The organism is Halobaculum litoreum (genome assembly GCF_030127125.1).
Classification (GTDB): domain Archaea; phylum Halobacteriota; class Halobacteria; order Halobacteriales; family Haloferacaceae; genus Halobaculum; species Halobaculum litoreum.
Genome location: NZ_CP126156.1, coordinates 1,007,543 through 1,031,282, shown reverse-complemented (window position 1 = coordinate 1,031,282; position 23,740 = coordinate 1,007,543). Strand labels below are relative to the sequence as shown.

The window sequence follows — 23,740 nt, the reverse complement described above, 5'->3', positions numbered from 1 at the left end:
GAGCGCGGCCAACTCGTCCTCGTGACCGGACTCGCCCTCGCGGTCGTGTTGGTCGCGCTGGTGCTGTTGGCGAACACGGCCATCTTCACCGAGAACCTCGCGACCCGCGAGGACGGCGTCGGCGAGCACGACGCGCTGGGCTACCGCGCGTCGGTCGTCGACGGGGTCGGCGGGGTCGTCGAACGGGAGAACGCCGCCGAGTACGGCTCGTGGACGGCGCTGGAGGCGAACGTCTCGGCCGGCGTCGTCGAGCCGACGCCCTGCTGCGCGGGTCGGCCGCCCGGTTGGCCGCCGGCGCCCGGGTCGAGACGGGGTCGGCGACGTACGTCGAGGGGACGCTCGTCCGCCACACCGACGGGAGCCGGGCGTTCCGCTCCGACGACGGCGTGGACGACTGGACGGTCGTTGGCGACACGGAGTCGGTGCGCGCGTTCACCGCGACCGTCGACCGGTCGTCGCTGGAACCCGCGTCGCCGGGGTCGCTCGGCGACGCGTTCACCGTCGTCGTCGACGATGGCGCCGACGAGTGGCGCGCGTACGTCTACCGACGGGCCGCGGACAACGACGAGGTCGCGGTCGCCGTGCGGGAGCCCGGGGCGCCGCCGTCGAGGTCTGCGCGGTCGACGCCGCGACGGCGACGGTCGACCTCACCGCCGGCACGCTCGCGGGCGACCCGTGTCCCGGGCTCGACTGGGCGGCGGGGACCGCCGGCGACTACGACCTGCGGTACCGGAACGGGACGAACGCCGTCGGGACGTACGAACTCACCGCCGAGGGCGGCACCGGGCTGCTCGGGCTCGTGAACCTCAACGGCGACCCCGGCGACGGGTCGCCGTACTACGTCCCCGCCGTCTACGCGGTGGAGGTGCCGATCAGCTACCAGACGGCCGAACTGGAGTACGCGGACACGGTCCGGGTCGCCCCGGGTGAGCACGATGACTGACCACAAGCGGCGCGACGGCGCGCCCGGCGGGTCAGCTCCCCACTCGCGCGACCGGGCGACGTCGACCGCGCTGTCGTACGTGCTGACGCTCGGGATCACCGCGCTGTTGATCAGCGGGCTGCTCGTCGCCGCCGGCGGGACCGTCGACAGCCAGCGCGAGGCGACGACCCGCGAGGGCCTGGAGGTCGTCGGGCAGCAGTTGGCGGGCCGGCTCGTCGCGGCCGACCGGCTCGTCGCCGCCGGCGCGGACGAGGTCGTCGTCCGCGGGTCGTACCCCGACACCATCGCGGGGACGACGTACACCGTCGAGGTGGTGCCGGGCGACCCCGCCACCATCGCGCTGTCGACCACGTCGGTGGACGTGCGCGTGTCGGTGTCGGCGGCGACCGCCACGCCGGTGGCCGCAGCGTCCGTCTCGGGCGGCGACCTCGAGATCGTGTACACCGGGGCGGATCTGGAGGTGCGGTCGGCGTGACCCGCGCACAGAGCGACGCGATCGGCTTCGTGCTCGTGTTCTCGCTCATCGTCCTGACGGTCGGCACGGTGTACGCGGCGGGCTACCCCGCCCTGCAGGACCTCCGGTCGGACGAACAGCTGGAGAACATGGAGCGGGCGTTCGAGGTCCTCGACGACAACGTCGACGACATGGCCCGGGAGGGCGCGCCGAGCCGGGCGACCGAGATCAAACTGAACGGGGGAGTGCTCGCGGTCAACGGGTCCACCGCGATCACCGTCGAGGCGGTCGACGCCGGGTCGGGGGCGAACGTGACGCTGAACGCGACCAGCACGCCGATCACCTACTCGCACGAGGGGACCACCGTCGCCTCGACGTACGGCGCGGTCGTCAGGGACGACCCCGGCGGGGCGGTGATGCGCGACGGCCCGGGCTGGGTGGTCGACGATCACACGCTGATCCCGCTCGTGATCGCCGGCCGGACGGCCGACCGGAGCGCGCTCGGCGGGAGCTCCACCGTGCTCCTCCGGACGGACGTCGTCGGGCGCGGCGTGGCCGCGGAGTTGGTCTCGGCGGACGGCCCGGACATCGACGTGACCGTGACCGTCACCTCGCCGTGGGCCGACGCCTGGGGACGCTACTTCGAGGAACAGGGCATGCAGCCGGTCGACGCCGACCCCGCCGACGGCACCGTCACCTACCGGATCGAGGACGTCGAGAGCGTCGTCGTCCAACAGACCGCCGTCGGCGTCGAACTGGAGCGGTGAGGCGGCGCGAGCGCCCGGAGACCCGCGTCCGACCCGCCCCGGCCGCGCTCAGTCCTCCTCGACGCGGACCTCGGTGACAGACACGTGGAGGAACGTGATCCGCGGCGCCGTGCTGGCGGTCACGTCGAGGTCGATGCTCGCGACCGTGGGGTCGTACTCGAACTTGTTGGGCTTCCCGTTGATGTCGATCGTCTCGCCGACGATGCCGCCCTCGACGTTCTTGTGGTTCTTCCCGCCGCCCCCGTTCAGGTCGACGTCGGAGCCCGGCGCGTAGAGAAACCCGATGAAGCGGTACTTGCCGTTGAAGTTCACGGAGCCGTCGGAGTGAACGACGACGCGGACGTCCTGGGCGTCGCCGCCGTTGTTGACGGTGTCGCCGCCGTCGACGGCGACGTCCCCCCGGACGTACACGGTCAACACACCGCCCCCGGAGACGGTGACGGAGTCGGGCTCGAAGTCCTCGGCCACGACGAGGCTCACGTTCCCGCCGGCGGTGTCGACCGTGAGGTCGCCGGCGTAGCTCCCGTTCACGAAGTACGACTCGGCGCCCACGAGCGTCCCCGGCGGCGCCGACTCGTTGCAGGCGCCGGCGTCGTTCACGCACTCGTCGACGCGCGACTCGATCAGGTCGTCGGCCGACGGCTGGAACACGCCGACGTTGTAGGGGTTGGGCGGCGGTCCGGGGTTCGCGTCGATGCCGCCGGGCGCGGTCGACGCGACGGCGTTGTCGAAGTCGGTGTCGAACGGCACGATCAGCTCGACGGTGGCGGTCTCGTTGCCGTGGTCGACCACGACGTCGCCGCTCGTCCGTTGCTCGAAGAACCGACCCCACGCCTCGTAGTACGTGCTCCCGACCGTGATCACGACCTTCCCGTCGTCGAGGGGGTTGGCGTACCCCGCGCTCGCGTCGGGGTACACCGCCGTCGACGCGTTCGCCCGTCGGACGACGACCTCCTCGTCGAGGCGGCGGTCGCCGGCGACCCGGACGAGCGGGAGCGTCAGCGTCGTCCCGCGGTAGTGGAACTCCGGCGGCGACACCATCGAGCTGCCGTCGGCCGACTGCCGCCACACCCCGCCACCTTGGTAGGCGACGCTGGCGTCGCCGTCGCGGTAGACGACCGCGCCGAGGGTGACGTTGCCGAGTTCCTCCTCGACCGCGCCGGTGGTGGCGTTCCTGACCGTGAGGTTCATCCACCCGGCGTCGGCGTCGACGACCCGTTCCCCGTCGGCCGCCCCGGCGAGGCGAACGCGCTGGGTGTCGCTCTCGCCGTGGGCGACGAGGCTGGCCTTGGAGTCGAACTGCGTCATCGACTGCTCGGCCGCGCCGGTCGTCGCCGACTCGCGGATCCCGTCGATGGCGTCGCCGCCGAACGCGACGACGGTGCCGGCGCCGATGACGGTGATCGCCAGCAACAACACGATCCCGATCACGTCGCCCTGCGCCCGACGCCCGCGAGGCCCCCCTGAAGGCATCGTGCGGACAACGGGAAGCCACGGTATAAACGTTCGTTTCAGAGTATCAGTCGTGAAGTGTAGGCAGGGCTATCGGTCTAGTGCGTCTGCGAAAAGCGCGAAACGGTCCGCGGCGTTACGGGGTGCTCTCCTCGGCGAGCGTCTGAGACGTCTCGTTGTTCTCGGACGACCAGATCACGCGGACGGTGTCTGCACCGCTCGTGTCGACGTCGCCGGAGGATACACCGGCAGTTACGGGGTCACTTCCCCAAGTCGTGGTCGTGTTACCTGCGACTACTTCCAGTTGGTTCGCCGGGATGGAGTCACCACCAGTGTGCGTTGCCACAGCCGTGTCGGTGCCACTGTCAAAGTCGAACTGGAAGTTCGCGTTCGGTGCCGTCTGCTGTACGCTGTTGCCGAGGCCGAGGACGAACGAGCCGATCACCGCCGCGAGGATCACTGTGATCGCGACCATGAGGATCACACCGATCACCGGGCTGACGGCGCGGTCGTCGTCGAAGAGTGCGTTGAAGTCCATTGGTTCGGTTTCCACAGTCCCCCCCGGAGGGCTCCATCCCCCGGTAGTCCTGTAGGCCACGCTACGACCGTTATCCCTAATAACCCTTTTGTCCATAGAATCACATCCGATAAATAATTATCAGCGAGCCGTCGTGTTGTGGGTCGGTCGCGCCGGAGCGAGCGTCGATCGTGCGGGTCGGGACGCCCCCGGGTCCGGAGTACCGTCAACGATATCGAATCGGCTCGCGTCCGACACGGTATGAAGGAGGGGGGGAGCGGGCGGTATCGCGGCGGCGGGCTGGTGAGCGTGTTCGAGGGTGCGCCGGGCGAGCCGTTCACGTCGACGGAGGTCGCCGAGGCGGTCGGGTGCGCCCGGACCACGGCGTACAAGCGGCTCCGACGGTTGGCCGCCGACGGCGACCTCCGGACCAAGAAGGTCGGTGCTCGAGGGCGAGTGTGGTGGCTCCCGGCGGCGGGCGCCGGGACCGATCGGCCGTCGGAGGGCGACGACACGGACCTCGACAAGGCGAGGCAGTACCGCGCCGTCTTCGAGGCGGCGTTCGACGCGATCCTGATCGCCGACGACGACGCCCGCTACGTCGACGCCAACCCGGCGGCCTGTGAACTGTTGGGGCTCCCGTACGAGGCGGTGCTGGGCGAGCGCATCACCGACTTCGCCGCCCCGGGCTACGACGTGGAGAGCGCGTGGGGCGACTTCCGTTCGGACGGGCTCGACCGGGGGTTGTTCCCGCTCCAGCGTCCGGACGGGGAGCGGCGAACCGTCGAGTTCGCGGCGACGCCGGACGTCCTCCCCGGGCGCCACCTCGCGATCCTCCGGGACGTGACGGAGCGCCACGAGGCGCGGGTGGAGGCGGGCCGCGAGCGGCGACGTGCCGAACGCTATCAACGGTCGTTGGCCGCCGACGCGGTCATCGAGGTGACGTTCCGGATCCCCGAGGCGACCGTGCTGTCCGACCTCGCGGCGGCCGTGGGCGACCGGTGCGAGTTCGAGGGAGTCGTCCCGACGTCCGACGACCGGCTGCTCCACTACGTGACCGTGGTCGGCGCCGACGGCGACGCGGTCGCCGCGGCCGCCGCCGATCTCCCGGACCTTGCCGCGGTCAGAGTCGTGACGACGGACGACGAGGCCGCGCTCGTCGAGCTCGACACCGACCGCTCCCCGGCGCGGACGTTGACGCTGGCCGGCGCGAGCGTTCGGTCGATGACGACGTCGGGGACGACGACGACCGTCGTCTCCGAGATCGGGGCCGACGCCGACCTGCAGGAGCTGACCGACCGGATCCGGGCGGCGTACCCGGACGCGACGATCGTCGCGAAGCGGACGCTCGATCGACCGATCCGGACCACCCGACAGTACCGCGACTCGCTCACGGGAGCCTTGACCGACCGGCAACGGGAGACGCTCCGCGCCGCCTACCTCGGGGGCTACTTCGAGTGGCCGCGGGCGAGCAGTGCCGAGGACGTGGCGACGGCGATGGGGATCGCGTCGTCGACGTGGCTGCGACACCTCCGCCGGGCGGAGGCGAAGCTGCTGCGGTGGTTCTTCGAGGAGCTAAGAAGCATAGCGTCAACACGTATCACGTCCGTCCGCGTACCACCGTGTATGGGAATCGGTGGCACACAGTCGTCGGGCGAGAACGGTTCGACCGACACCCATCGGCAGGACGAACTGTTCACGCAACTCGCACACCCGGTCCGGCGGCGCGTGCTCGAACGGCTGGTGCGCGGCGACGGGGAGGTGCGGGCGGCCGACGTCGCGGCGACCGCGACCGACCGCGACCGGCTCGCGCTCCGACACGTCCACCTCCCGAAACTCGCGTACGCCGGCTACGTCGAGTGGGACCCCGACGCGGGGACCGTGCGGCGCGGCCGGGAGTTCGCGACGGTCGAAGCGACGATCGAACTCCTCCTGGCGAACGAGCGGACGCTCCCCGGCAGTTGGGGGTGACGGACGCGGGACTCTGCCGGCCAGAGGTCGCGTGAGAAACCGAGTGGACTCGGTGGGATTTGAACCCACGGCCTTTCCCCTGCCAAGGGAACGATCTACCACTGATCTACGAGCCCGCCTACACTACCGAGTACCGCGGGTCCGTACATAAGGGCTACGACTGGAGTCGGCCACGGCACGCCCACCCACGCGGGCGCGACGTCCGGAGCGCGACGGATGGAAAGCCATTAGGCGCGCGACCCAGACCTGTCGAACGGGAACAGCACGGCCGCAACTCCGACTCGCCCCTCGTGGGCTTGGGATTGCGGATGTGCCCCCGCCGACTGCCCGAGCGCGCCGTGTGGCGCGACCGGGAGCGACAGCCGGCGGTGGCTCGCTTCTGCGGCCGACGTTCCAACTCAGACAATGGCACGAATGCACACCCGCCGACGTGGGTCGTCCGGTTCGGACAACCCCGTCGCAGACGAACCCCCGGAGTGGAGCGACGTCGACGCCGCCGACGTCGAAGCGCGCGTCGTCGAACTCGCCGAGCAGGGCCACGACCCGAGCGTCATCGGCCTGAAGCTGCGCGACGAGGGCGTGAAGGGCACGCCCGTCCCGAACGTCAAGCGCGCGACCGGCAAGAAGGTCACCGAGATCCTCGAGGAGCACGACGCCGCGTCGTCGCTGCCCGAGGACCTCCGCAACCTGATGGAGCAGGCCGTCCGCCTGCGCGAGCACATGGCGGAGAACCAGCAGGACGCGCAGAACAAGCGCGCGCTCCAGAACACCGAGTCGAAGATCCGCCGCCTGGTCAACTACTACCGCGGCGACAAGCTCGACGAGGACTTCCGGTACACGTACGAGACCGCGGTCGACCTCCTCGAGGACGACGCGTAAGCTCCACACCCACAACACGAGGCCCCACACGATGTCAACCGCCGCCGACACGCCGGCCGAGGCCGACCCCGAACGGGTAGCCGCGGCGCTGTCGGGGGCGGGGTTCGTCCGCGTGTACGCCCGCCCGACGGGCGACGCGCTCGCGGCCGCCGGGCTCGTCGCCCGCGCGCTCGCCGCACGGAACACGGCGTTCCAGGTCCGCACGACGCGCGACGCGGGCGTCCCCGACGGCGACGGGACGCCGCTCGCGCTCGGGTGGACGGCGCCGAACGCGACCGCGATCCCGAGCGGGGACCGCCCCGTGTCGGCCGTCGCGGCCGCCGCCGTCGACGCGCTCGGCGCCGAGCCGGACCCGCTCGTCGGGCTGGCCGGCGTCGTCGCCGCGGGCGCCGCCCCGGGCGACGCCGGCAGCGGGAGTCTGCTGGAGGAGGCGGAACGCCGCGGCGTCGTGGAGCGACGCCCCGGCGTGGCCGTCCCGACGGCCGACCTCGCGGACGGACTCGCCCACTCGACGCTGTTCCGCGCGCCGTACTCCGGCGGCGTCGCCGGGACGCGCGCGCTGCTCGACGACCTCGGGGTCGGCGACGGCCCCGACGACGACGCCCACCGACGGGTCGCCTCGGCGGTCGCGCTCGACGCGACCGACGGCGCGCCCGAACGGGCGGTCGCCGCCGTCGAGCGCGCGCTGCGGCCGCACGCGACGCCGACTGGCCCGTTCGCCACGCTCGGCGGGCAGGCGGACGTGTTCGACGTGCTCGCGCGGACCGGCCCCGGACTCGGGGTGTCGCTCGCGCTGGGCGCCGGCGTCGCCGACGCCGCGCTCGACGCGTGGCGCGACCACGGCGCGGCGGTCCACCGCGTGCTCGCCGACCCGACGACGGGGCGGTACGACGGCGTGTTCGTCGCCCGCGTGGAGACCGACCCCGCCGACGCGTCGACGCTGCCGGCCGCCGCACGCGTGGTCCGCGACTTCGCCTCGCCCGAGCCGCTGGCGCTGGTCGTCTCCGACGACGCCGCCGCGGCCGCCGGCGACGGCGGCGCGGACGCGACGGCGGCGTTGCGCGCGGGCGTGGCGGCGACCGACTCCGACGCCGACGTGGTCGGCGACGCGCGGGGCGGCGACGCCCGCTTCACCGGCGGCGACGTGCAGGCGTTCATCGGCGGCTTCAGGGAGGCCCTCGGATGACGGGGGCGACCGCGCCGCCGAGGCGCCCGCACGGACGGCCGTCGTGGAGACCGCCCACGCCGACGCCGAGACGGCCCGCCGGGTCGCCGCGGCGCTGGCGCCGGACAACACGGACGACATCGCGACGACGAGCGAGGGGGCGACGGTGCGGACCCGCGTCACGCGGGGGACGACCGGCGGCCTCCTCGCCTCGGTGGACGACTACCTCGTGAACCTCGGCGTGGCCGACGACGTGGCCGCGGCGGGGCGGGAGACGCAGGGGACGGCGGCCGCGGCGGACGCGGCCGACACGAACGACGCGGACGGCATCCGCGACACCGCTGACGACACACACGACACACACGACACATGAGCGAACGATCGGTTTCACGACAACGACAGGGGAAGCGCTGGTACACCGTCCTCGCGCCCGAGCAGTTCGACCGCGCGGAGCTCGGCGAGACGATGGCCGAGGAGCCCGAGCAGGTGGTCGGCCGCAACGTCGACACCACGCTCGGCGAGATCACGGGCGACCAGGGTCAGGACAACACCAAGCTGACGTTCAAGATCACGGACGTCGGCTCCGACGCCGCCTACACGGAGTTCGTCAAGCACGAACTGACACGCGACTACCTCCGTTCGATGGTGCGCCGCGGCGCCTCTAAGGTCGACCTGCACATCACCGTGCGCACGACCGACGACTACCGCGTCCGCGTCAGCCCGGTGGCGTTCACGACGAAGAAGGCCGACCGGTCCCAGGAGCAGGCCATCCGCCAGATCATGATCGACCTGGTCGAGCAGGCCGCCGAGGACCGCTCGTTCGCGGAACTGGTCGACTCCGTCGTCGAGGGGCGCCTCTCGTCGGCGATCTACGGCGAAGCGAAGACGGTGTACCCGCTGCGCCGCGTCGAGATCCAGAAGCTCCAGCTCGAGGCGCGTCCCGAAGAGATCGCCGCCGAGGAGGAGGCCGCGGTCGACGTCGAGGACGAGGACGTCGCCGTCGACGAGTAACGCGACCCCGCACCCGACGTTTTTCGCGCGACCGACGCCCGGCGAGCCGCGGCTCCGCGGCTCCCGTCAGGACACCTTCGCCCGCCGCGTGATCAGCGCCACGTCGGCCGAGCCGCAGGCCGGACACCGGCGCAACGGCTCGGCCACCGGCACGGTCGCCCGTTCGCCGCAGTCGCGACAGCGGTACAGGTCCGAACGGCCGGGCACGAGCAGGTCGGCGACGCGGTTCGCGATCCCCATGGTGTGTGAGTCGATCACACGACTCGGCGTACAAACGTCTTGTGCCGTGCCGGTCGGACGGCGAGGCGGGCGGGCGGCGGACGGGTCGGGCGATGGGCGCTCACTCCTCGACGCGGACGACGCCCACCATGCCGGCCTGCTCGTGGGGGATACAGAAGTAGGTGTAGTCGCCGGGCACCTCGAAGGTGTGTTCGTAGCGTTCGCCGGACGTGATCGCCCCCCGGTTCCCGTCCCACGCGTCGCGGGCGGCGGCCTCGGAGTCGTAGTCGCCGGTCGCGAAGTAGGCGGCGTCGGCGGGGATCTGCTCCCCGTAGGCGGTCACCGAGTGGGCCCGGGTGGAGGTGTTCTCCCAGACGACGGTGTCGCCGACGGAGACGGTGATCTCGTACGGCGTGAACGCCTCGGCGGTCATGCCGACGTCGTAGTCGTCCGCGGCGGCGCCGGGGAGGACGGCCGAACAGCCCGCCAGCGACGCGGCGACCGCGCTGCCCGCGGCCGCGAGGTAGCGGCGTCGGTTCATGCCTCGAACGTGGTCCCCGAGGCGTTTAGGCGGCGCGATCCGCGGACACGTCCGCCGCGGCGACGGGGCGGTTCCGGATGGAAAACCATACGACGAGCGGTGCCGTGGCCCCGGGTATGACCGACCGGCCGCGGTTCCTCTCCCGGCTCGGCCTCGCGGACGCGGTGACCGCGGGCAACGCCGCGCTGGGGACGCTCGCCGCCGCGCTCGTCGCCGTCGACCCCGGGCTGGCGGCCCGCCTCGTCCTGCTGGGGGCGGTCGCCGACGGGCTGGACGGCGTGCTCGCGCGCCGCTACGGCGGCACCGCGGTCGGTCCCCACCTCGACTCGCTGGCGGACGTGGCGTCGTTCGGCGTCGCGCCCGCCCTCCTCGTCGCCGCCACCGTCACCGGCGCGTACCCGTTCGACACGGCGCCGCTGGTGTACGCCGCCGGGCTGTTCGTCCCCGCGGCGTACGTCGCGTTCGCGGTGATCCGGCTGGCCGTCTACAACGTCGAGGACGAGGGCGCGAAGACGACCCACGGGGTGCAGACGACGCTGGCGGCGACGGTCATCGCGGCGTCGGTGCTGGCGGGACTCGCCACGCCCGCGGTCGTGTTGGCGCTCGCGGCGGTGTCGGCGCCGCTGATGGTGACGCCGGTGCGCTACCCGGACCTCCACCCGCAGGACGCGCTCGTGATGGGCGTCGTCCAGGCGTTCGCCATCCTCCTCACCGGGATGGCCGGCGAGTCGTTCGCGTTCGCGCTGCTGTTCCTCGCGCTCGGCTACCTCGTGCTCGGCCCGCGCTTCTACTGGCGGACCGTCGACGGCGACGGCGACGGCGAGGACCCGGCCGACCCGCCGGCCGGCGCCGACGACCGCGAGTTGGGCGCCTGAGCCGCGGCCGCCGGCGGCTCGGGCGGTCCGGGTCACGACGGGTGACGCACGGCGCGCCCCCACGCGCGTTCCGGGAACGGTTTACCGCCGGGCCACCACGGGCGTGACATGGAGCCGAGACAGGTCGCCGACCTCTCGCCGGACGAGCGGCGGGCGTTCTTCGAGCGCGACGCCGGCGTCGACGCGGTGCGGGGCGACGTGCGCGACATCGTCGAGCGCGTCCGCGACGAGGGCGACGCCGCCCTCCGGGCGTTCTCACGGGAGTTCGACGGCGTCGAGGTGGCGAACGTCGACATCACCGACGAGGCCGAGCGCGCCGTCGAGACCGTCGACGACGACGTGCTCGCGGCGATCCGCGAGTCGATCGCGAACGTCCGCGCGTTCCACGAGGCCCAGCTCCCGGAGGACTGGACCCGCGAGTTCGCCGACGGACGGGAGCTGGGCAAGCGCTTCCGCCCGCTCGACCGCGTCGGCGTGTACGTCCCCGGCGGCACCGCCGCCTACCCCTCCTCGGCGGTGATGGGCGTCGTCCCCGCGACGGTGGCCGGCGTCGAGCACGTCGCCGTCGTCACGCCGCCGGCCGACGAGGTGAACCCCGCGACGCTCGCGGCGATCCACGAGGCGGGCGCCGACGCCGTCTACTCGGTCGGCGGCGCGCAGGCCGTCGCCGCGCTGGCGTACGGCACCGAGACGGTCACGCGGGTCCGCAAGGTCGTCGGCCCGGGCAACAAGTGGGTCACGGCCGCGAAGGCCGAGGTGCGCGGCGACGTGGAGATCGACTTCCTCGCCGGCCCCTCGGAGGTGCTCGTGCTCGCCGACGACAGCGCCGACCCGACGGCGGTCGCCGCCGACCTGCTCGCGCAGGCCGAGCACGACCCGAACGCCTCGGTCGTCGCCGTGACCGACTCGGCCGACCTCGCCGAGGCGGTGTGTGCGGAACTGGACGCCCGGGCGCCCGAACGAGAGCGCACCGAGACGATCGAGGCGGCGCTCGCCAACGACGCCTCGGGGGTGCTCCTCGCGCGGTCGATGCCGGAGGCGGTGCTGTTCGCCGAGGAGTACGCGGCCGAGCACCTGTCGATCCAGGCCCGCGACGACGAGGCGCTCCTCGACCGGATCACGAACGTCGGCTCGGCGTTCCTCGGGCGGTTCACCCCGGTGGCCGCCGGCGACTACGCGTCGGGGACGAACCACGTGCTGCCGACGAACGGCGGCGCCAAGGCGTTCGGCGGCCTCTCCACGGAGACGTTCCTCCGGTCGTCGACCGTCCAGCGGCTGTCGGCGGACGGCCTGCGCGACCTCGCGGACACCGTGACGACGCTCGCGGAGGCGGAGGGGCTGGAGGCGCACGCCGAGAGCGTGCGGGCGCGCTTCGAGGACGGGGAGTAGGCGACGACTCGACCGGGCGACGGACCACGGTTCCGGTGCCCATCACGGCTATACGGCGGGCCCTCCATTGCCGGACGAATGCCGACTTTCGCGGACGCCTGTGACGCCGTCCTCGCCGACCCGGGAGGGGACCACTCGCTGTACACGACGCTGGCGCCCATCTACGAGCGGCTGCTGGTGACTGCGGAGGCGAGGTACGACGCGCAGGTGCTCGCGGTCACCGAGCGCGTGCCGACGAGCGCGCGGGTCGTCCTCGACGCCGGCTGTGGGGTGGGGCGGCTCCTCCCCGCGCTGGCCGAGCGCCACGGCGCGGTCGTCGGGGTCGACGACTCCGCGGAACTCCTGTCGATCGCCGGCGATCACGTCGCCGCCAGCGAGGGCGTCTCGCTGGTCGAGGCGGACCTCGCGACGCCGGGGTTGGAACTGGATCGGCGCTTCGACGCGGCGGTGTCGCTCGAGTACCTCACCGCCCACCTCCACGGCGACGACCTCGCGCGCGGCCTCGCGACGCTGCGTCGCCACCTCCACGACGGCGGGACGCTCGTCGTCGACGCCGTCGCCGACCGCCGCGCGCTCGCGGAGGACTCCCCGTCGGTGTTCCGCGACGAGCGCTACACCGCCGAGCGCGCGGTCGACGTCGTCGACGCCGGCGACGGCACCGGCGACCTCGTCCGGATCGCCGACTACCGCGTCACGGACAACCGGACCGGGGAGGGGGCGGTCGCCCGCGAGCGCGAGCCGATCCGGACGTTCGACGCGGCGGCGTTGACCGCGGCGCTGCGACGGGCGGGCTTTCGCGCGGTCGACGTCGACGCCGGCGTCGTCGAGGACGGCGCGCTGCTGGCGACGGCGCGCGTGTGAGCGGCTCCCGGCGAGCCGTGTGACTCGGCGTCAGGGTTATACGGACGTGCCCGAATTCACCCTGTATGAGTACCGACGCGTCCGGGGGCGGCGACCTCGACACCGCCGTCACGGTGACGCCGGCGGCCGCCGAGGAAGCCGTCTCCCTCATGGAGCGCGAGGGGATGGACACCGACGTGAGCGGTCTGCGCCTGTTCGTCCAGCAGGGCGGCTGTGCGGGGCTCTCCTACGGGATGCGGTTCGACACCGAACCCGAGGAGGAGGACACCGTCACCGAACACCACGGCCTGCGCGTGTTCGTCGACCCGGCCTCGATGAACTACATCGGCGGCTCGACGCTGGACTACGAGTCGGGCCTGCAGGCGGCCGGCTTCCACGTCGAGAACCCGAACGTCGAGGCGGAGTGCGGCTGCGGCGAGTCGTTCCGGACGTAAGCGACCCCGCGTCCCGACACCCGTCCGCGTTCGCGACCCAGAATGTTCAACAGCGTCGGCTCCCTCCGGACGGTATGAACCTCGAGATCGTCGAGACGGCCGCCGGGGACCTCTACGTCGACCGCGCGGACGGCGAGCGCGGGGCGAAGGCGCCGTTCTTCCACACGTACGCCGACGAGGCCGGCGAGGTGCGCTGGGGCTACTTCTGCGGCAACTGCGAGACGGTGAACAACGCGATGGACTCGATGGGGCGCATCGAGTGCAACGAGTGCGGGAACATCCGCAAGCCCGACGAGTGGGACGCCGCCCACGAGTGACGAGCCACTCGCGGCGACAGCGGCGGGGTGCACGGGGGCGTCGAGCGGGCGTCGGGCACCGGACCTAAGTCGCATCCGTTCGGACAGCGGTCCATGACACCGCTACCGCTCCAGTCGGGGACGGCCCTCGTCCGCGACGCGCTCGGACGGTTCCTGACCGACATCACGACCGCCCTGCCGGACATCCTCGCGGGCGTCGTCTTCCTCGTGATCGCGGGGATCGGGATCAAACTCGTGATGACGGGGCTCAAGGTGTTCCTCAAGCGGACCGTCTCCGGGGAGTCGCCCGTCTACCGGCAGTTCATCGCGACCATCGTCGCCGTGTTCCTCTGGTTCGGGGTCGGCCTGTCGTTCCTCTCGATCGTCGGCCTCGACGGCATCGCGACGTCGCTCGGGACGGCCGCGGGCTTCCTCGCGCTCGGCGTCTCGTACGCGACGTCGAACATGATCGCCGACGCCGTCGCCGGCGTCTACCTCCTGCGCGACGAGGACTTCAACCCCGGCGACGTCGTCGACATCGGCGGCACCGTCGGCGAGGTCAAGTCGATCGAACTGCGTAAGACCCGGCTCACGGTGGACGACGACACCGTCGTCAGGGGGAACGCCGAGATCGAGAAGAAGTGGACGAAGCTCGACGACGTCGACCCGGAACGGGTCGCCGTGGCGGCGACGGACGGCGGCCGCTGACCCCGGGGCGACCCGGCTCGGCGTGCGAACCGAACCGGTTCGGCCCGTCGTGTGTCACCGTGTGACGGAGTCGTCCGCGAGTTTAAATCCGATGACGGGGTAGATGTACTCCATGTTCGTGGGTCACGCGCTGGCGGCGTTCGCGCTCGTCGCCGTCGTCGCACGCCGTCGCGGACAGCCCCCGTCGCGAGCCCTCGCGTTCGGCTGCGTGGCGGGGCTGTTCGCGGCCGCGCCCGACGTCGACATCGGCTACGCCCTCGTGGGCGTGGTCTCAACGCTCGGCACGGGTGCCGGCGCGCTCGGCCTCGCGGAGTCGTTCTGGGCGACCGGCAACGTCGTCCACCGTGCGGTGACCCACTCGCTGGTCGTCGCCCCCGCGGTCGCGCTCGCGGCGGCCGCGTGGGTGGACGGCCGAACCGGCGCGCGCGCGGCGGCGCTGGCGCTCGCGACCGGGCTGGTCGCCGTCACCGCCGTCGTCGGCGGCGGACTGGCCGCGCTCGTCACGGTGGCGTTCGTCGTCACCGCGCTGGCGCTGGGCGAGGGGATCCGTCGCCGGACCGACATCGCGGCGCGGACGACGTTCTGGCTCGCGTTGGCCGGCCTCGTCTCGCACCCGTTCGGCGACGTGTTCACCGGCGAGCCGCCGGCGCTTCTGTACCCGTTCGCCACCGAGGTGTTGACCGCGCGCGTCGCGCTGTCGGCGGACCCGGTGTTCCACCTCCTCGGGGCGTTCGCGATCGAGCTGGCGACCGTGTGGGCCGCCGTGATCGTCTGGACGCGCCTGCGCGCCGAGCGCGACGGGCGGGTGGTCGGCCCGTTCGACCTCCCCCGTCGGGTCGACCCGCGGGCGGTCGCCGGCGCGGGGTACGCGGCGAGCGCGTTCGTCATCCCGGCGCCGACGCTGGATCTGTCGTACCCGTTCGTGTTCTCGGTGCTCGCCGTGGGGGTCGTCGGCGCGGTGCCGGTCCGCGTGCGCCGACGGGGACGCGCGGCGCTCGCCCCGGAGTTCGCGAACCCCGGGGTCGAGCGGGCGCTGTTCACCGGGCTGACCGCCGTCACGCTGGCGGCGAGCGCGTACGCGCTCGCGTACCTCGCGGGCGTCGCCTGAGCGCGGACCGCGGGCGCCGCGTCGCGCGGCCACGTACGTCCACTTTTTATCCCCGCCGTCCCTCGGAGCGCACGATGACGCAGACGGGGCTTCGAGCCGTCGTCGAGGACCGCCGGACGAACGCGGTGGTGGGCTGGGCGATCTTGGCGTTTCTGACTGCGGTGGCGGGGCGCGAGCTGCTGGTCGGCGAGCAGATGTGGGGCGCGTTCGTGCTCTGCGTGGTCGCCGTCGCAGTTGTCCCGCCGGCGGCGTACCGCGACGCGACCGCGATGCTCCCGTGGGAGGTGCTCGGGCTGGCGTCGCTGCCGGCGGTCGGGCGCGTGCTCGTCGCCGGCGAGACCGTGGGCGGGATGACGTTCACCGGCCGCGTGACGACCTACCTCGCGGTGGCGACGGTGGCGCTCATCGTCGCCGTCGAGTTCGACGTGTTCACTCCGGTCCGGATGAGCCACTCGTTCGCCGTCTTCTTCGTGACGTTGACCACGATGGCCGCCGCGGGCGTGTGGGCCGTCGCGCGCTACCTCGCCGACACGGTCCTCGGGACGGGTTACCTGCTGGACGGGCGTCCGGAGGAGGTGATCGAGACGGCGCTGATGTGGGACTTCGTCGCCGCGACGCTCGCGGGCGTGCTCGCGGGGCTGCTGTTCGAGTACTACTTCCGTCGGCGCGCGGACGGCGCCGCGCGGGTCGACGTGGAGGTGGCGGAGGCGTGAGAGTTCGCGACCTCCTCGGCGTCTCCGCGCGCCGGCAGCGACAGGCGGTCCGCGCGATGCAGGCGCTGTTGTTCATGTTCATCGGCATCGGGCTGGAGCGCGGGTCGACCGGCGTCGTCGTCAACGGGCTCGTCGCGCTCGGCGTCACGTTCCTGCCGGCCGCACTGGAGCGCGAGTACGACCTCCCGATGGACGCCGGACTGACGCTGTGGATCACCACGGCCGTGTTCCTCCACGCGTTCGGCGTCGTCGGGGTGCCGGGGCTCGTCGAGAGCTTCTACAACGAGACGAGTCCCATCCCGTTCTACGACCACGTGACGCACGCGCTATCGTCGTCGGTGGTCGCCGCCGTCGGCTACACCGTCGCCCGCGCGGTCGACGAACACACCGAGGCGGTGTACCTCCCGCCGCGGTTCATGTTCGTGTTCATCCTCGTGTTCGTCGCCGCCTTCGGCGTGTTCTGGGAGGTGATCGAGTTCGCCATCGGGCAGGCCGCGGCGACGGTCGGCGCCGGACGCGTGCTCACGCAGTACGGTCTCGAGGACACCATCTTCGACCTGATCTTCGACCTCGTCGGCGCGGTGATCGTCGCCACGTGGGGGACCGCCCACCTCACCGACGTCGTCGGCGCGCTCACCGAGCGGCTGGACGGCCGCTCCGGGACGCGGTGAGCGGGACGGGGGGCGCGGGGCGGGACCCACACCGGGACCCGCACCCCCGGCCCACGGCTCCCGACGGTGTCCTCTCGCGCGTACCTTTTTGCCGTCCGCCGGCGATGCCTGTCACATGGTCTTCAAGAAGATCACGCTGATCGGCCGGAGTACCGAGAGCTTCGACGCGGCGACGGACGACGCCATCGACCGGGCGGAGGCGACGCTCGACAACGTCCACTGGGTGGAGGTCGAGGAGTTCGGCGTGGAGGTCGCGTCCGTCGAGGGGCGCGAGTACCAGGCCGAGGTCGAGGTCGCGTTCGAAGCTGCAGGAGTAACGCGTCCGCGCGACCGGCCCGGGGGGACGGGCCGGCGCCTGCGACGGCGCGCGGTTCAGTTCTCGGTCGAGTCGTCGTGGGCGTGGGTCCCGCGGTCGTGGTCGACGGTCGCGTGGTCCCGCATCGCCACCTGCGCGACGCCGCTGGTGTCGTCGAACACGAGGTGGCTGTGCGGGTAGGCGAACTCGACGTCGATGTCGGGGTCGTCCTCGAGGATGTTCCACACGGCCGTCTGGACCTGCGAGCGGACGGTCAACGGCTTGTACGGGTTGCGTGCCCAGTAGCGGAGCGTGATCTCGACGCCGTGGTCGCCGAAGCTGTCGATGTAGCAGGTCGGCTTGGCGGGGTAGCGCGCGACGCCGATGCGGACGTCGGGCCCGCCCTCGATCACCGCCTCGCAGGAGGCGGCCGCCCGCTCGATGAGCGAGCGGGCGCGCGCGATGTCGGACTCGTACGTGACGAGGATCGGGAGGGTGAGGCGGGTGCGCTCGTCCTCGGCCGAGAGGTTCGTGACGCGGTGGTCGCGCACGTAGGAGTTGGGGATCACCTCGAAGGTGTTGTCGACGGTGAAGATCTTGGTGTAGCGCAGCGTGATGTCCTCGACGAACCCGCGGGTCCCGTCGGGGAGTTCGACCATATCGCCGATCTCGAACGGCTGGTCCGCGAGGACGAACAGGCCGCTGATCACCGAGCCGACGATCGGCGCGAGGATGATACCCACCACCGCCGAGAACACCCCGACGGAGAGGACGATGTTCCCCAATTCGAAGCCGGCGGCGTTGAGCCCGGCGAAGCCGAACAACAGGACGACGGCGGCACGGACCCCGCGCAACACGACCTGCGCGACCGACTCCCGGGCGAACCGCTTCGCGACCGGCCGGCCGAGCAGGCGGACCACGTACGTCGCCGCGACGACGCCGACGACCAGGAACAGCAGGATCACGGCGACGCTGACGCCGGGGAACCCGAGCGCCCGCTCGTAGGCGTTCGCCAGCGTGGACACCAGCCCGCCGTCGGCGGCTGCCTGTGCCAGCACGCCGGCGAGCGTGTCGGCCGTCGCGGGTGGCCCCGTCTGCATACCCCGGCCGTCGGCGGCGGCTCGAAAAAGCGTTCCCCTCGGGCGGTCGCGGCGCCGGCGCCGCGGGGAGCCCCGGTAGGGCTAACACGGGCACGGTCGAAGCGACGGCCATGGACTACCAAGCGGGCGACGCGAGCTTCCACGTGGCGACCGACGCCGACCCCTCCGAGACGGTCATCGCCGGGTTCTCGCAGTTCGGGCTCGCGGGACTGACCGCGGCCGACTACCTCGTCGACCACCTCGAGTTGGAGCGCACCGGCCACATCCGCGCCGACGGCGTCCCCACCATCACGCCGTTCGAACACGGTCGGCCGCGCTACCCGACCCGGCTGTTCTCGCGACCGGACCTCGACGTGACGGTGCTGGTCGGCGAGCTGTTCGTCCCCGGGACGCTCGCCGAGCCGTTCTCGAAGGCCGTACTGGGGTGGACCGAGTCGGCGGGCGTCGAGGAGGTCGCCGTCCTCTCGGGCGTCCCCTTCGCCCACGGCCCCGAGGAACACCGGGCGTTCTTCGTCGCGAGCGACGACTACCGCGCGCGCCACTTCCCGGAAGTGCCGACGGAGCCGCCGGAGGCGTCCCCCTCCGACGGGGAGTCGGCCGACACGGCGGCCGCGGCCGAGGACGACTGGCCGGTCCCCCCGATGGCGAACGGCTTCCTCGACGGGACGAACGCGGCGCTGATGGCGCGCGCGATGGAGTCGGATCTGGAGGTCGCGGTGTTCGTCACGCCGGTCCACGCGCAGGTCCCCGACGTGGAGGCCGCCGTCAGGCTCGTCGAGGCGGTCGAACACGTGTACGAACTCGGCGTCGACACCGCGCCGCTGGAGTCGTTCGCCACGCAGGTGGGCGAGTACTACCGGACGCTGGCGGAACGGCTGGCCGACCACGCCGAGGAGGAGCAGCCGCCGGACCGCATGTACATGTGACGCCGGGCGCGCCCCCACGGGGCCGCGACGGCCCCGCGCCGGGGGACCGACCCGCCCGCAGCGAAAATACGGCGTTCCGGAACGCGGTACAACTCGGTTTTCAGTAAAACCCTTAGTGCTGGCGCCGAATCCGGAGATATGACCGACGACCTGCGGACGACGATGGAGCGCGTCGGCGAGCGCTTCAACCTCGGGGAGTACGAGATCGACGCGTACCTCGCGGTGCTGGAGCACGGCGAGCTGACGGCCTCCGAGATCGCCAGCGAGACCGACATCCCCCAGCCCCGCGTGTACGACACGGTGCGGAGCCTCTCGGACCGCGGGCTGGTGGAGCTGCGGGAGTCGCGCCCGATGAAGATCGTCGCGGTCGACCCCGACGAGGCGTTCGGCGACATCCGCTCGTCGCTGTCGGAGATGGTCGACGAGTTGGAGGCGCGCTACACCGCGCCGACGCGGGACACGGAGGCGGTGTCGCTCGTGAAGTCGCGCTCGACGATCCTCCGGTACCTCGAGGAGGTGATCGAGTCCGCCGAGTACGAACTGGCGGTGTCGCTGACGCCGGACCTCCTGCGGCGGTTCCGCGAGCCGCTGGAGCGACGCATCGAGGAGGGCGTCGCCGTCGAACTGCTCGTCACGCCGGCCGCACGCGCGCCCTCGCCCGACGAGTTCGACTACGACGCGGTCGCGACCGAGGCCCGCGGGCGGCGCGGGATCACGACGCCCGTCCTCGCGGTCGCCGACGGCGAGTACTCCGTGTACGCGACGCAGGACGCCCTGCGCGACGACCGCGACCGCTACGGCGTCATCTTCAACCGCTCGGCGCTCGGCTTCCTGGTCTCGGGCTTCTTCGGCACCGTCCTGTGGTCGACGGCCGAGACCATCGCGGTCGACGGCGAGAACCGGCCGTTCCCGCGCACGTACGCCTCCATCCGCCGCGCCGTGAAGGACATCCACGAGGTCGGCGGCGAGTTCAGCGCCGTCATCACCGGCCGGGACGTCGAGACGGGCAACGAGATCCGGGGTGGAGGGCCCGGTCGTCGAGTACGAGTACGACGCCTCCGAGCAGGTCGCCTCGTTCACGGTCGCCGACCCCGAGGGCGGCAACGTCAGCGTCGGCGGCCTCGTCGCCGCCTTCGAGGACATCGAGGGGCAGGAGATCGAACTCGACCGACGGTAGGGTCGTCGGGTCGCTCCCCTCCCGGTCGGGTCCGTCCCCCGATCCGCGGCGACAACTCCCAAGTCCCCCCCGCGACGTCGGGGACGAACATGGATCTCTCGTGGTCGTCGCTGTCGGACGACATCGCCCCGTCGACCGTGCTCGTCGTCGGCTTCCTCCTGTTCGTGTTCCCGGAGCCGGCCACCTCCGCGCTGGGCGCGGGGCTGCTGTTGCTCGGGGCGGCGTGGTGGTTCTACGAGTGGGACCGCGTCTGACCGGCCCGCGTCGACGCCGCGTCGCGCCGCCGGCCGCGGGCGGACGGCCCCCTCAGACGTCGACCGCGAACGGCGCGAACGCCGGCGCGCGCTCGGCCATCGCGCCGAACAGGTCCGCGACCGCGACGAGGTCGGCGGTGTCGACGACCTCGACGGGCGTGTGCATGTAACGGTTCGGGATGCCGACGTTGAGCGCGGGCGTGCCGCCGCGGCTGGTGAAGAACGCGTCGGCGTCGGTGCCGGTGCGGATGCCCGCCGCCTGCAGTTGGTAGTCGATCCCCGCCCCGTCGGCGGCGGCGCGCGCGAGGTCGACGACCGTCGGGTGGTTCGCCGACCCGCGGGCGACGACGGGACCGCCCCCGAGTTCGACGGGCCCGCGGGACTCCGCGTTCACGTCGGGGTTGTCCGTGGCGTGGGTGACGTCGACGGCGACCGCGACGTCGGGGTCGAGGTCGAAGCCGACCATCTCCGCGCCGTTGAGGCCGACCTCCTCTTGGACCGTCGAGACCGCGTACACCGTCGCGTCGACGTCGGCCGCGACCGCGCGGCGCAGCCCCTCCGCGGCGGCCCACGTCCCGACGCGGTTGTCCATGCCCCGCGCGGTGAGCCGCGTTCCGTGGAGGTCGTGGACCGTCGAGGAGAACGTGACGGGGTCGCCCACCTCCACCAGCTCGCGCGCCTCGCCCTCGTCGCTCGCGCCCACGTCGACGAACTGCTCGGCGACGTCCTCCACCTCGTCGTCGCTCGGGTCGCGCAGGTGGATCGCGGTCTGGCCGATCACGCCTTGGACCGGCCCGTCGGCGGCGTGGACGGTGACGTGTTGGCCCTTCGAGACGGTTCGGTCGGCGCCGCCGACCCGGGTGAGTCTGAGGAACCCCTCGTCGGTGATCCGTCGCACCATGAAGCCGATCTCGTCGGCGTGGCCGGCGAACGCGATCTCGGGGCCGTCGCCGCCGCCCTCGTGGACGGCCACGGCGTTGCCGTACGCGTCGGTCGTCACCTCGTCGGCGAACGCGCGGACGTACTCGACCCACACGCGCTGGCCGTCGGTCTCGAAGCCCGACGGCGAGGGGGTCGTCAACAGCTCGTCGAGGAACGCGCGTCGTTCCGTGTCCATGGACGGACGGGGGGACGGGGGTCGCTTGAAGCCGACGGTCGGCCCCGTCCCCGGGGCGGGTTCGCGCCGCTGTCACGTGTTCGCAGGAACCACCCAAACGAATAACAGTTCAGCGGGCGTTCCGATACGCATGGCAGACATCACGCTGTTCGAACTGCACGTACACGACGGCCTCGACTTCAGCCCCTCGTCGGTGATCGGCGGCGGCGCGGACGACGAGGTGGACGAGGAGGAGCCCGACGTCGAGATCGGCGGCGACGAGGAGTCGTCGGGGTCGGGCGCCGGCAAGGCGGTCGGCGCGGTGGTCGGGCTGGTGGTGCTCGTGCTGGTCGGCGTCGGGGTCCGCAAACTGCTGCGCGACGACCTCGAACCGATCGAGGAGTTGGAGGAACTGGACGAGGCCGTCGAAGCCTGACGACGACCTACGCGGTGCCGTCGCCGAGGCGGCCCGCGCGGTCGGCGGCGTAGCCGAACAGGTCCTCGTAGCCGTACGGCGACATCAACACCGGGTGGAACGACCGGTCGGCGGTGAACACCTCTCCGTCGGCGGCGGCGAACCGCTCGCCGGCGGACACCTCCACGAAGTTCTCGGCGAACACCTCGTACGTCTCGGCGGGCGGTTTCGGCACGGGGTCGACCAGCTCGAACACGTCGACGCCGGAGCCCGCCTCGGTGCCGCCGTCGGCCGCCCGTGGGGCGTCCGCGTCGCGCGTCAGCGCGTTCGTCGCGTCGAGGAACCCGCGGACGAGCCGGTAGGCGTTCTCGGCGGCCGCCTCGCTCCCCTGGAGCCCGCACTCCACCTCGACGGTGTGGGGGTGTTGGATCAGCCGCCCCTCGGCGAGCCCCTCGGTCTCGAGGAGCTTCGAGACGCCCAGATGCGGGACGACGGCGCGGGCGATCTCGTCGACCCGCTCGGCGACGGCGAACGGCTCGGCCGTCGACTGCGTCGAGTGGAGCGCGAGCACCGTACACCCCTCCAGTTCGGCCATCAGGCGGTGGGCGAGGCGCGACTCCAGCGTGTCGCCGTTCGGGTCGCCGGGGAACACGCGGTTGAGGTCCTCCTCGACGTAGCGGACGCCGGCGTCGAGCGCGGCCTCGTTGGCGACGACGAGCTTCACCGGCCGGTCGACGGCCGGTCCCTCCGCGAGGAGCCGCTCGACCGCGCGGGGACCGCACGGCTCGTCGCCGTGGATCCCGGCCACGACGGCCACCTCGGGGACCCCGTCTCCGAGCTGGTGGATACGCATACACCGTGTCCGCGGTGGATGCATTTGAGCGACGTGGTTCCGGCCGGTTCGTGGTCGATCCGCTGTCAGATGAATATGCGGTGTGCTAGCGTTTAACAGCCGACGCGACGAACCGCTCCCCGACCATGAGCGAACCGACCGAGCTCGCGGCGGGGGAGACGACAGTCGCGGAGACGAGGGAGGAGCTGGCGATCCCGATCACGGTGAAGGTGCTCGGCTTCGCGATGCTGGGCGGCCTGCTCGGGATGCTCGTGATGCTTCCGCTGTTGGTCGGGCTCCCGGCGGCGCTCGGGCTGTTCAGCGCGGACCCCGTCGTCGAGTTCGTCCCGCTCACGGGACTGCTCGGCATCGAGCCGACGCTCGCGCTCGGGCTCGCGCTGTTCGTCGCCGGCGGCACCGTGTTGCTTCCGACGGTGTTCCTCGTCGTGGGGGCGTACCTCCCGCCGGAGCGGCCGCGCGCGGTCAGGGGGGCGACGTTCGCGACGATCTTCTGGACCGGGTTCGTGCCCGCCTTCTGGCCGGAGGGCGGCGCGGCGACCGTCGGCGCGTTCCTCGTCGTCTCGCTCGTCGCCCACTGGGTGTACGGCGCCGTGCTCGCGGGCGTCCTCGACCGAACGGTCGGGATCCCGCAACACCGGGTCTGAGCCGAC

At 72.3% G+C, this 23,740-nt stretch carries 29 protein-coding genes, 1 tRNA gene and 2 pseudogenes; 23 read left to right on the top strand and 9 right to left on the bottom strand.

What is annotated here, in order from left to right; translation table 11 throughout:
* Nucleotides 1-140 precede the first annotated feature (140 nt).
* Complete coding sequence (locus P0R35_RS05585) at nt 141-350, bottom strand: hypothetical protein (protein WP_284014222.1); 210 nt, start codon at nt 348-350, stop codon at nt 141-143.
* A 176-nt stretch (nt 351-526) separates the two neighbouring features.
* Between P0R35_RS05585 and P0R35_RS05580 the strand changes: the two genes are divergently transcribed.
* Genes P0R35_RS05580 through P0R35_RS05570 form a run of 3 tightly spaced genes read left to right on the top strand, consistent with a single transcriptional unit; the run spans nt 527 to nt 2,164 of the window.
* On the top strand, nt 527-943 hold the full coding sequence (locus P0R35_RS05580; protein ID WP_284014221.1) for a hypothetical protein: 417 nt from the start codon (nt 527-529) through the stop codon (nt 941-943).
* Entirely contained in the window at nt 936-1,418 is a 483-nt protein-coding gene (locus P0R35_RS05575) for a DUF7266 family protein (RefSeq protein ID WP_284014220.1), read from the top strand. Before P0R35_RS05580 ends, P0R35_RS05575 begins: the two co-directional genes overlap by 8 nt.
* Nucleotides 1,415-2,164, top strand: a complete 750-nt coding sequence (locus tag P0R35_RS05570) for a DUF7289 family protein (RefSeq protein WP_284014219.1) — start codon at nt 1,415-1,417, stop codon at nt 2,162-2,164. The genes P0R35_RS05575 and P0R35_RS05570 overlap by 4 nt, the downstream gene beginning before the upstream one ends.
* Before the next feature lie 48 nt (nt 2,165-2,212).
* Here the strand turns inward: P0R35_RS05570 and P0R35_RS05565 are convergent, their stop codons facing one another.
* Together P0R35_RS05565 and P0R35_RS05560 are read right to left on the bottom strand one after the other, a co-directional pair.
* Complete coding sequence (locus tag P0R35_RS05565; protein WP_284014218.1) at nt 2,213-3,637, bottom strand: DUF7289 family protein; 1,425 nt, start codon at nt 3,635-3,637, stop codon at nt 2,213-2,215.
* Between the two features lie 115 nt (nt 3,638-3,752).
* The gene (locus tag P0R35_RS05560; protein WP_284014217.1) at nt 3,753-4,154 is read right to left on the bottom strand and encodes a type IV pilin domain-containing protein; all 402 of its coding nucleotides are present in this window, start codon (nt 4,152-4,154) and stop codon (nt 3,753-3,755) included.
* 240 nt (nt 4,155-4,394) lie between these two features.
* On the opposite strand from P0R35_RS05560, the gene P0R35_RS05555 reads away from it, so the two are divergent.
* A complete protein-coding gene (locus tag P0R35_RS05555; protein ID WP_284014216.1) occupies nt 4,395-6,104 on the top strand; it encodes a bacterio-opsin activator domain-containing protein in 1,710 nt (569 codons plus the stop codon).
* Between the two features lie 44 nt (nt 6,105-6,148).
* Here P0R35_RS05555 and P0R35_RS05550 read toward each other — a convergent pair.
* A tRNA-Ala gene (locus P0R35_RS05550) sits at nt 6,149-6,220 on the bottom strand.
* A 289-nt stretch (nt 6,221-6,509) separates the two neighbouring features.
* Here P0R35_RS05550 and P0R35_RS05545 point away from each other — a divergent pair.
* Genes P0R35_RS05545 through P0R35_RS05530 form a run of 4 tightly spaced genes read left to right on the top strand, consistent with a single transcriptional unit; the run spans nt 6,510 to nt 9,159 of the window.
* A complete protein-coding gene (locus P0R35_RS05545) occupies nt 6,510-6,983 on the top strand; it encodes a 30S ribosomal protein S15 (RefSeq protein ID WP_284014215.1) in 474 nt (157 codons plus the stop codon).
* 31 nt (nt 6,984-7,014) lie between these two features.
* A complete protein-coding gene (locus P0R35_RS05540) occupies nt 7,015-8,169 on the top strand; it encodes an exonuclease RecJ (protein ID WP_284014214.1) in 1,155 nt (384 codons plus the stop codon).
* Nucleotides 8,170-8,212: 43 nt separating this feature from the next.
* Nucleotides 8,213-8,521 (top strand): KEOPS complex subunit Pcc1, encoded by a 309-nt coding sequence (locus tag P0R35_RS05535; RefSeq protein WP_284014213.1) that lies wholly within the window; start codon nt 8,213-8,215, stop codon nt 8,519-8,521.
* Complete coding sequence (locus tag P0R35_RS05530) at nt 8,518-9,159, top strand: 30S ribosomal protein S3ae (protein ID WP_284014212.1); 642 nt, start codon at nt 8,518-8,520, stop codon at nt 9,157-9,159. The genes P0R35_RS05535 and P0R35_RS05530 overlap by 4 nt, the downstream gene beginning before the upstream one ends.
* Nucleotides 9,160-9,225: 66 nt before the next feature.
* Here the strand turns inward: P0R35_RS05530 and P0R35_RS05525 are convergent, their stop codons facing one another.
* Nucleotides 9,226-9,417: a hypothetical protein gene (locus P0R35_RS05525; protein WP_284014211.1), complete on the bottom strand. Its 192-nt coding sequence runs from the start codon at nt 9,415-9,417 to the stop codon at nt 9,226-9,228.
* A gap of 82 nt (nt 9,418-9,499) precedes the next feature.
* Nucleotides 9,500-9,919, bottom strand: coding sequence for a cupredoxin domain-containing protein (locus tag P0R35_RS05520; RefSeq protein WP_284014210.1), 420 nt, complete (start codon nt 9,917-9,919; stop codon nt 9,500-9,502).
* Nucleotides 9,920-10,035: 116 nt separating this feature from the next.
* Between P0R35_RS05520 and P0R35_RS05515 the strand changes: the two genes are divergently transcribed.
* From P0R35_RS05515 to P0R35_RS05470, 10 genes and pseudogenes are all read left to right on the top strand, one after another.
* Nucleotides 10,036-10,794, top strand: a complete 759-nt coding sequence (locus tag P0R35_RS05515) for a protein sorting system archaetidylserine synthase (protein ID WP_284014209.1) — start codon at nt 10,036-10,038, stop codon at nt 10,792-10,794.
* A 108-nt stretch (nt 10,795-10,902) separates the two neighbouring features.
* Nucleotides 10,903-12,183, top strand: coding sequence for a histidinol dehydrogenase (hisD, locus tag P0R35_RS05510; RefSeq protein WP_284014208.1), 1,281 nt, complete (start codon nt 10,903-10,905; stop codon nt 12,181-12,183).
* A gap of 78 nt (nt 12,184-12,261) precedes the next feature.
* Nucleotides 12,262-13,044, top strand: a complete 783-nt coding sequence (locus P0R35_RS05505) for a class I SAM-dependent methyltransferase (RefSeq protein ID WP_284014207.1) — start codon at nt 12,262-12,264, stop codon at nt 13,042-13,044.
* Nucleotides 13,045-13,109: 65 nt separating this feature from the next.
* Nucleotides 13,110-13,478 (top strand): HesB/IscA family protein, encoded by a 369-nt coding sequence (locus P0R35_RS05500; RefSeq protein WP_284014206.1) that lies wholly within the window; start codon nt 13,110-13,112, stop codon nt 13,476-13,478.
* Between the two features lie 74 nt (nt 13,479-13,552).
* The gene (locus tag P0R35_RS05495; RefSeq protein ID WP_284014205.1) at nt 13,553-13,795 is read left to right on the top strand and encodes a DUF5816 domain-containing protein; all 243 of its coding nucleotides are present in this window, start codon (nt 13,553-13,555) and stop codon (nt 13,793-13,795) included.
* Between the two features lie 93 nt (nt 13,796-13,888).
* Nucleotides 13,889-14,482 carry a mechanosensitive ion channel domain-containing protein gene (locus tag P0R35_RS05490; RefSeq protein ID WP_284014204.1) on the top strand — a complete coding sequence of 198 codons (594 nt, stop codon included), beginning with the start codon at nt 13,889-13,891 and terminating at the stop codon, nt 14,480-14,482.
* 112 nt (nt 14,483-14,594) lie between these two features.
* Nucleotides 14,595-15,590 carry a metal-dependent hydrolase gene (locus P0R35_RS05485; protein WP_284014203.1) on the top strand — a complete coding sequence of 332 codons (996 nt, stop codon included), beginning with the start codon at nt 14,595-14,597 and terminating at the stop codon, nt 15,588-15,590.
* A 74-nt stretch (nt 15,591-15,664) separates the two neighbouring features.
* Complete coding sequence (locus P0R35_RS05480; protein ID WP_284014202.1) at nt 15,665-16,303, top strand: hypothetical protein; 639 nt, start codon at nt 15,665-15,667, stop codon at nt 16,301-16,303.
* On the top strand, nt 16,300-16,974 hold the full coding sequence (locus P0R35_RS05475) for a DUF2238 domain-containing protein (RefSeq protein ID WP_284014201.1): 675 nt from the start codon (nt 16,300-16,302) through the stop codon (nt 16,972-16,974). The genes P0R35_RS05480 and P0R35_RS05475 overlap by 4 nt, the downstream gene beginning before the upstream one ends.
* A gap of 115 nt (nt 16,975-17,089) precedes the next feature.
* A pseudogene (locus P0R35_RS05470) lies at nt 17,090-17,278 on the top strand (dodecin); the annotation flags it as partial.
* A 68-nt stretch (nt 17,279-17,346) separates the two neighbouring features.
* On the opposite strand, the gene P0R35_RS05465 reads toward P0R35_RS05470, so the two are convergent.
* A complete protein-coding gene (locus P0R35_RS05465; protein ID WP_284014200.1) occupies nt 17,347-18,369 on the bottom strand; it encodes a mechanosensitive ion channel family protein in 1,023 nt (340 codons plus the stop codon).
* 110 nt (nt 18,370-18,479) lie between these two features.
* Here P0R35_RS05465 and P0R35_RS05460 point away from each other — a divergent pair, with 110 nt between their 5' ends.
* From P0R35_RS05460 to P0R35_RS05450, 3 genes and pseudogenes are all read left to right on the top strand, one after another.
* Complete coding sequence (locus P0R35_RS05460; RefSeq protein ID WP_284014199.1) at nt 18,480-19,295, top strand: proteasome assembly chaperone family protein; 816 nt, start codon at nt 18,480-18,482, stop codon at nt 19,293-19,295.
* Between the two features lie 138 nt (nt 19,296-19,433).
* Nucleotides 19,434-20,472, top strand: a pseudogene (gene trmB, locus P0R35_RS05455) (HTH-type sugar sensing transcriptional regulator TrmB).
* 89 nt (nt 20,473-20,561) lie between these two features.
* Entirely contained in the window at nt 20,562-20,726 is a 165-nt protein-coding gene (locus P0R35_RS05450; protein ID WP_284014198.1) for a hypothetical protein, read from the top strand.
* A gap of 52 nt (nt 20,727-20,778) precedes the next feature.
* Here the strand turns inward: P0R35_RS05450 and P0R35_RS05445 are convergent, their stop codons facing one another.
* Nucleotides 20,779-21,843, bottom strand: coding sequence for a M20/M25/M40 family metallo-hydrolase (locus P0R35_RS05445; RefSeq protein WP_284014197.1), 1,065 nt, complete (start codon nt 21,841-21,843; stop codon nt 20,779-20,781).
* A 130-nt stretch (nt 21,844-21,973) separates the two neighbouring features.
* On the opposite strand from P0R35_RS05445, the gene P0R35_RS05440 reads away from it, so the two are divergent.
* Nucleotides 21,974-22,258 carry a hypothetical protein gene (locus tag P0R35_RS05440; protein WP_284014196.1) on the top strand — a complete coding sequence of 95 codons (285 nt, stop codon included), beginning with the start codon at nt 21,974-21,976 and terminating at the stop codon, nt 22,256-22,258.
* A gap of 7 nt (nt 22,259-22,265) precedes the next feature.
* On the opposite strand, the gene P0R35_RS05435 is transcribed toward P0R35_RS05440, so the two are convergent.
* Nucleotides 22,266-23,090 carry a M14 family metallopeptidase gene (locus P0R35_RS05435; protein ID WP_284014195.1) on the bottom strand — a complete coding sequence of 275 codons (825 nt, stop codon included), beginning with the start codon at nt 23,088-23,090 and terminating at the stop codon, nt 22,266-22,268.
* Nucleotides 23,091-23,215: 125 nt separating this feature from the next.
* Between P0R35_RS05435 and P0R35_RS05430 the strand changes: the two genes are divergently transcribed.
* Nucleotides 23,216-23,734: a DUF6789 family protein gene (locus P0R35_RS05430; RefSeq protein WP_284014194.1), complete on the top strand. Its 519-nt coding sequence runs from the start codon at nt 23,216-23,218 to the stop codon at nt 23,732-23,734.
* Nucleotides 23,735-23,740 lie beyond the last annotated feature (6 nt).